At 73.0% G+C, this 6,278-nt stretch carries 5 protein-coding genes and 1 tRNA gene; all 6 read left to right on the plus strand.

What is annotated here, in order from left to right:
- Positions 1 to 49 precede the first annotated feature (49 nt).
- The 6 genes from IEX99_RS20400 (at position 50) to IEX99_RS20425 (ending at position 5,889) form a co-directional block, all read left to right on the plus strand.
- Entirely contained in the window at positions 50 to 1,093 is a 1,044-nt protein-coding gene (locus tag IEX99_RS20400) for a rod shape-determining protein (protein ID WP_188903735.1), read from the plus strand.
- 64 nt (positions 1,094 to 1,157) lie between these two features.
- Positions 1,158 to 2,045 (plus strand): rod shape-determining protein MreC, encoded by an 888-nt coding sequence (mreC, locus tag IEX99_RS20405; RefSeq protein ID WP_188903738.1) that lies wholly within the window; start codon positions 1,158 to 1,160, stop codon positions 2,043 to 2,045.
- On the plus strand, positions 2,042 to 2,614 hold the full coding sequence (locus IEX99_RS20410; RefSeq protein ID WP_229678179.1) for a rod shape-determining protein MreD: 573 nt from the start codon (positions 2,042 to 2,044) through the stop codon (positions 2,612 to 2,614). Before mreC ends, IEX99_RS20410 begins: the two co-directional genes overlap by 4 nt.
- The gene (mrdA, locus tag IEX99_RS20415) at positions 2,611 to 4,572 is read left to right on the plus strand and encodes a penicillin-binding protein 2 (protein ID WP_308421511.1); all 1,962 of its coding nucleotides are present in this window, start codon (positions 2,611 to 2,613) and stop codon (positions 4,570 to 4,572) included. Before IEX99_RS20410 ends, mrdA begins: the two co-directional genes overlap by 4 nt.
- Positions 4,569 to 5,720, plus strand: a complete 1,152-nt coding sequence (rodA, locus tag IEX99_RS20420) for a rod shape-determining protein RodA (RefSeq protein ID WP_188903743.1) — start codon at positions 4,569 to 4,571, stop codon at positions 5,718 to 5,720. The genes mrdA and rodA overlap by 4 nt, the downstream gene beginning before the upstream one ends.
- Before the next feature lie 93 nt (positions 5,721 to 5,813).
- A tRNA-Lys gene (locus tag IEX99_RS20425) sits at positions 5,814 to 5,889 on the plus strand.
- Positions 5,890 to 6,278 lie beyond the last annotated feature (389 nt).

Raw genomic sequence — 6,278 nt, forward strand, 5'->3', positions numbered from 1 at the left:
AGCGCCGGACGCCGGGCGCCCCCTCTGCTGCCACCGGAAGGCTGCTCGCATGTTCTCCCGCCTGTTCGGCTTCCTCTCCGCCGACATGGCCATCGACCTCGGCACCGCGAACACGCTGGTCTACGTGAAGGGCCGCGGCATCGTGCTGAACGAGCCCTCGGTCGTGGCCATCGCCGACCTGCGCGGGCGCAAGCAGGTCCTCGCGGTCGGCAACGAGGCCAAGCACATGCTCGGCCGCACCCCGGGCAACATCGCCGCCATCCGCCCCCTGCGCGACGGCGTCATCGCCGACTTCGAGGTGGCGGAGGAGATGATCAAGCACTTCATCCGCAAGGCACACAACCGGCGCAGCTTCGCCTCGCCGATGGTCGTCGTCTGCGTCCCCTCGGGCTCGACCGCGGTGGAGCGCCGCGCCATCCAGGAGAGCGCGGAAAGCGCGGGGGCCCGCAAGGTGCTGCTGATCGAGGAGCCGATGGCCGCCGCGATCGGCGCCGGCCTGCCGGTGACCGAGCCGTCGGGGAGCATGGTCGTGGACATCGGCGGCGGCACCACCGAGGTCGCGGTGATCTCGCTCGGCGGCATCGTCTACGCGCGCAGCGTGCGCGTCGGCGGCGACAAGATGGACGAGGCGATCATCAGCTACATCCGCCGCCACCACAACCTGCTGATCGGCGAGAGCACGGCGGAGCGGATCAAGATGGAGATCGCCTCCGCCGCGCCGCCCGAGGACGGCGGCGAGGGCACCCTGACCGAGGTGAGGGGGCGCGACCTGATGAACGGCGTGCCGCGCGAGGTGGTGGTGAGCCAGCGCCAGATCGCCGACAGCCTCGCCGAGCCGGTCAGCCAGATCGTCGAGGCGGTGAAGGTGGCGCTCGAGAACACGCCGCCGGAGCTCGCCGCCGACATCGTGGACAAGGGCATCGTGCTGACCGGGGGCGGCGCGCTGCTCAACCGCCTCGACCAGGTGCTGCGCGACTCGACCGGGCTGCCGGTCACGGTGGCCGAGGAACCGCTCTCCTGCGTCGCGCTCGGCACCGGCCGGGCGCTTGAGGAGATGAAGCGGCTTCGCCATGTGCTAACCTCCATGTACTGAATCGACGGGTAGCCTGGGGGGGCGGCCGGGGGACAACGCCCGGCGGAGGGGGGCGGACCGAACCGTGTTGCGTCTCAGCATCCCGCTGCGGCAGGCGCTGGCCCGGCTGACGCTGCCGGTGATGGTCGCCGCGGCCTTCGCGACCATGCTGCTCGGCAAGGCCGACGCGCTGCTGGCCGAGCGTGCCCGCACGGCGCTCGCCGACGCCCTCGCCCCGATCTGGGCAGCGGTGGCCGAGCCGCTGCGTGCGGCGCGCGACGCGGCGGAGGAGGCGCGCACCCTGGTCGCGCTGCGCGCCGAGAACGCCCGCCTGCGCGAGGAGAACGAGCGCCTCCGCCGCTGGCAGGCGGCCGCCCACGCCCTCGAGGCGGAAAACGCGCTGCTCCGGCGCCAGCTCGACTTCATCCCCGACCCCGCGCCGCGCTTCGTCACCGCCCGGGTGGTGGCCGACGGCGGCGGCGTCTATGCGCGCGCCGTGCTGCTCGCCCTCCACCCCAGCCACGACATCCGCAAGGGCCAGGTGGCGCTCGACGAGCGCGGCTTCGTCGGTCGGGTGACCGAGGTCGGCGCTCGCTCCGCCCGCGTGCTGCTCGCCACCGACATCAACAGCCGCATCCCGGTGGCGCTCGAGGGCAGCCGGGCGCGCGCGCTGATGATCGGCACCAACGGTCCGCGGCCTCGCCTGGCCTACTGGCCGGAAGGCACGCGGCCGGCCGAGGGCGAGCGGCTCGTCACCAGCGCCGAGGGCAATCTCTTTCCCGGCGGCCTGCCGGTCGGCGTGGTGCGCTGGTCCGCCTCCGGCGCGCCGGAGGTCGAGCTGTTCGCCCGGCTCGACCGGCTCGATCTGGTGCGGCTGTTCGACTTCGGCCCCGATGGCATCCTGCCGCCGGAGGCGGTGGCGCGGCCGGCGCCCCGCAGGGGCGGCGGAACTGCCGCCATGGCGCGGCGATGACGGGCCGCGGCGCCACGCCGCCGCGGCCCGCCCCGCCGGGACGCAAGGCGTCGCCCCCCGGTCTGCTGCAGCGGCTCGACTCCTTCGGCCGGGCGAGCCTGCCGGGCCTCGCCGCGGCCGGACTGATGGTCCTCGCCGCCGCGCCGGCCGGGCCGCCGGGCGTGGTCGCGGCGATCGGCCTGCCGGCGGTGTTCTTCTGGTCGGTCCACCGCCCCGCGGCGATGTCCTCGCCGGTGGTCTTCGCCCTCGGCCTGCTGCAGGACCTGCTTGGCCTCGCCCCGCTCGGCGCCGGGGTGCTCACCTTGCTGGCGGTGCATGGCGCGGCGGTGCGCTGGCGGCGGCCGATCGCCCGGCAGAGCTTTCCGGTGGCCTGGATCCTCTATTGCGTCACGGCGGGGGCGGCCGCGGCACTCGGCTGGGTCCTGCAGCTCCTCCTGACGCTGCGCGTGCCCGCCCTCGCCCCGGCATGGCACCTCTTCCTGCTCTCCGCCGGGCTCTACCCCCTGCTCGCCTGGCCGATGGCGCGGCTGCTCCGGGTGGTGAGCCGGGCGGAGGAGGAGGCGGCGTGATCGGCCTGCCGCGGAGGTCCGGCCCGCGCTGGCGCCGCCGCGCCGCCCCGGGACAGGGCCTGGGCGGCAGCCTCGGCACCAGCGCCCGGCGCGAGGAGGAACGCCGCCGCGGCGTCTTCACCCGCCGCGCCCTCGTGCTCGCCGCCGCGCAGATCGGGGCCCTGGGCTTCCTCGGCCACCGGCTCTGGCGGCTGCAGGTCGAGGAGGGCGCGCGCTACGCCACCCTCGCCGAGGAGAACCGGATCAGCGTCCGGCTCATCGCCCCGCCGCGCGGCCGGGTGCTGGACCGCGAGGGGCGCGTGGTGGCCGCGAACCGGCTGAACTGGCGCGCCCTGCTGGTCGCCGAGCAGACCGCCGACGTCACCGCCACGCTCGACACCTTCTCGCGCATCGTCCCGCTCGCCGAGCAGGAGCGGGCGCGGATCGAGCGCGAGGTGCGCCGGCGCCGCCGCTTCGTACCCGTCGTGGTACGGGAGTTCCTCGACTGGGAGGAGATGGCGCGGATCGAGCTGAACGCGCCCGACCTGCCGGGCATCGTCGTGGACATGGGCACCACGCGGATCTACCCGGAGGGCGAGGATCTCGCCCACGTGGTCGGCTACGTCGCGGCGCCCGCGGAGGCCGACATCGGCGACGATCCGCTGCTCGCGCTGCCCGGCATCCGCGTCGGCCGGGCCGGGGTGGAGCGGCACCACGACCGGGTCCTGCGCGGCCGCGCCGGCACGGTCCAGCTCGAGGTCAACGCGGTCGGCCGCGTCATCCGCGAGCTCGACCGGCGCGAGGGCGTCCCCGGACAGGACGTGCAGATCACCGTCGACGCGGAGCTGCAGAAGGCGATCCGGGGGAAGATCGAGGAGGGCACGACGGCCGTCCTGCTCGACGCGCGCAACGGGGAGGTGCTGGCGATGGCGACCAAGCCCTCCTTCGATCCCAACCTGTTCAATGCCGGCGTCTCCGCGGAGCAGTGGCGGCAATGGACGGCCTCCCGCGCGACGCCGCTGATCAACAAGGCGACGAACGGCCTCTATGCTCCGGGCTCGACCTTCAAGATGGCGGTCGCGCTGGCCGCGCTCGAGGCCCGCGTCTGCACGCCCGGCGAGCGCGTGCACTGTCCGGGGCACATGGACCTCGGCAACGCCCGGTTCCACTGCCACAACCGCGGCGGCCACGGCGGGATGGACCTGCGCGCCGCGCTGAAGTACTCGTGCGACGTCTATTTCTACGAGATGGCGAAGCGCCTCGGCATCGACCGCATCGCGGCGATGGCGCGCCGCCTCGGCCTCGGCGTGGACCTGGGGATCGAGCTGCCCGGCGTGCGCCGCGGCCTGGTGCCGACCCGCGCCTGGCGCGAGGCCCAGGGCAGGCCCTGGGCGCTGGGGGACACGGTCGTGCACGGCATCGGCCAGGGCTTCTACCAGCTCAGCCCCCTCGCGCTCGCCACCTACACGGCGCGCCTCGCCACCGGGCGGGCGGTGCAGCCGCGCCTCACGCGGGCGGTCGGTGGCCGCCCCGCGCCCGGATCGCGGCCCGAGGACTGGCCCCCGCTCGGCATCCCCGAGCGCGATCTGCGGCTGGTGCGCGAGGCCATGTGGGCGGTGGTGAACGAGGAGGGCGGCACGGCGCGGCGATCCCGCCTGCCCGCCTCCCTCGGCGCGCAGATGGCGGGCAAGACCGGCACCACCCAGGTGCGGCGCGTGACGCGCGAGCAGCGCGAGCGCGGCTTCCACGTCAGCCAGCTGCCGCGGGAATGGCGGCCGCACGCGCTGTTCGTCGCCTACGCGCCGCACGACGATCCCCGCTTCGCAGTCTCGGTCGTGGTCGAGCACGGCACCAGCGGCTCCGGCGCCGCGGCGCCGCTCGCGCGCGAGATCCTGATCGAGGCGTTCGAGCGCCTGCGGCCCGGCGGCAACGGTCCGGCCGTGCCGGGACCGCGCCTGGCGGGGGCCGCCCGACCATGACGGCGGTGTTCGAGCGCCGGCTCCTCGCCCACGACCGAGGCGCCGTCATCCTGGCGAAGCTCTGGCGGATCCCGTGGGGCTTCGTGCTGCTGCTCTGCCTCCTCGCGACGGTGGGCTATGTGGCGCTGTACTCGGCGGGTGGCGGGGCGCCGGAGCCCTACGCGCAGCGGCACGCGATCCGCTTCGGCTTCGGGCTCGTGGTGATGCTGGCCGTGGCGCTGGTGGACATTCGGGTGATCGCGCGCCTCGCCTGGCCGGCCTATGCGGGCGGTCTCGCGCTGCTGGCGCTGGTGCTGGTGCATGGCAACGTCGGCAAGGGCGCGCAGCGCTGGATCGACGTCGGTCCGGTGCAGTTGCAGCCGTCGGAGCTGATGAAGATCCTGCTCGTCCTTGCGCTCGCCGCATGGTTCCGCAGGGCGAGCTGGGAGCGGGTGGGCAACCCCCTGTTCCTGATCCCGCCCGTGGTGGCGGTGGCCGTTCCGGTCGCCCTGATCCTGAAGCAGCCCAATCTCGGCACCGCGCTGATCACCGCCACCGTCGGGGCCGCGGTGTTCTGGGCGGCGGGAGTCCGCTGGTGGAAGTTCGCGCTGGCGTTTGGGGCAGCGGCGGTGGCCGCGCCCATCGCCTACCAGCACCTGCGCGACTACCAGAAGGCGCGGATCCAGACCTTCCTCGACCCGGAGAGCGATCCGCTCGGGGCTGGCTACAACATCATCCAGTCGAAGATCGCACTCGGCTCCGGCGGGGTGTGGGGCAAGGGATTCCTGCAGGGCACACAGGGGCACCTCAACTTCCTTCCGGAAAAGCAGACCGACTTCATCTTCACGATGCTGGCGGAGGAATTTGGCCTTGTGGGTGCCATGACCGTGCTCGGTCTGATGCTTCTTGTGGTGGTGTTCTGCCATCTGGTGGCGCTGCGTTGTCGGCATCAGTTCGGGCGACTGCTGGCGGTGGGCCTGGGGACGAACTATTTCCTCTATGTTTTCGTCAACGTTGCGATGGTGACCGGCTCCATCCCGGTCGGAGGGGTTCCGCTGCCGCTGATCTCCCATGGCGGCTCGGCGATGCTGACCGTGATGCTGGGCTTCGGCCTGCTGCTTTCGGCCTGGGTGCACCGGAGCGTGGAATTCGAGCCGCCCCGCGAGTGAAGGAAGGCGACAGGGCGGATTTCGGGCTTGATTTGCCGGCCCGGGGCGCTATCTAGCCGGCCCTGCATCGGTGGGTGCCGCCGGGCGCTTGGCGGGCGCATAGCTCAGTTGGTAGAGCAGCTGACTCTTAATCAGCGGGTCCTAGGTTCGAATCCTAGTGCGCCCACCAAGATTTGGCCGCGTTATCCACAGGTTCCCTCCGGCTCGGGGCTTCGGTGGGGCTTCAGCCGCACGGCGTCATCCCTCCGGCAAATCCCCGGTCCATCTGCAGGCGGGGAAACCCGAGCAGCCGAGGAAGTAGGCGCCGGGCGCATCCTCCGGCTCCCTGATGATCGTCGGCTTGCCGCAACGCGGGCACTTCTCGTGCCCTGCTGGCGGCGTCGGCCACGGCCCCGCTTGCGCCGCTTTCTCCTTCGTCTCCGCCAGCTCGGCGGTAAGCGTTGCTCTGCGGTCCTTGTTCGCGGCGTGCGTTAGGCATGATACCAGATCCTGTGGCTTTTGACTCACGTGTGGGATTCCCCGACGCGCGGGTGATGCGATTGACCCTTGTGAGCATCG

Origin of the sequence: Caldovatus sediminis (genome assembly GCF_014644455.1) — a bacterium.
GTDB lineage: Bacteria > Pseudomonadota > Alphaproteobacteria > Acetobacterales > Acetobacteraceae > Caldovatus > Caldovatus sediminis.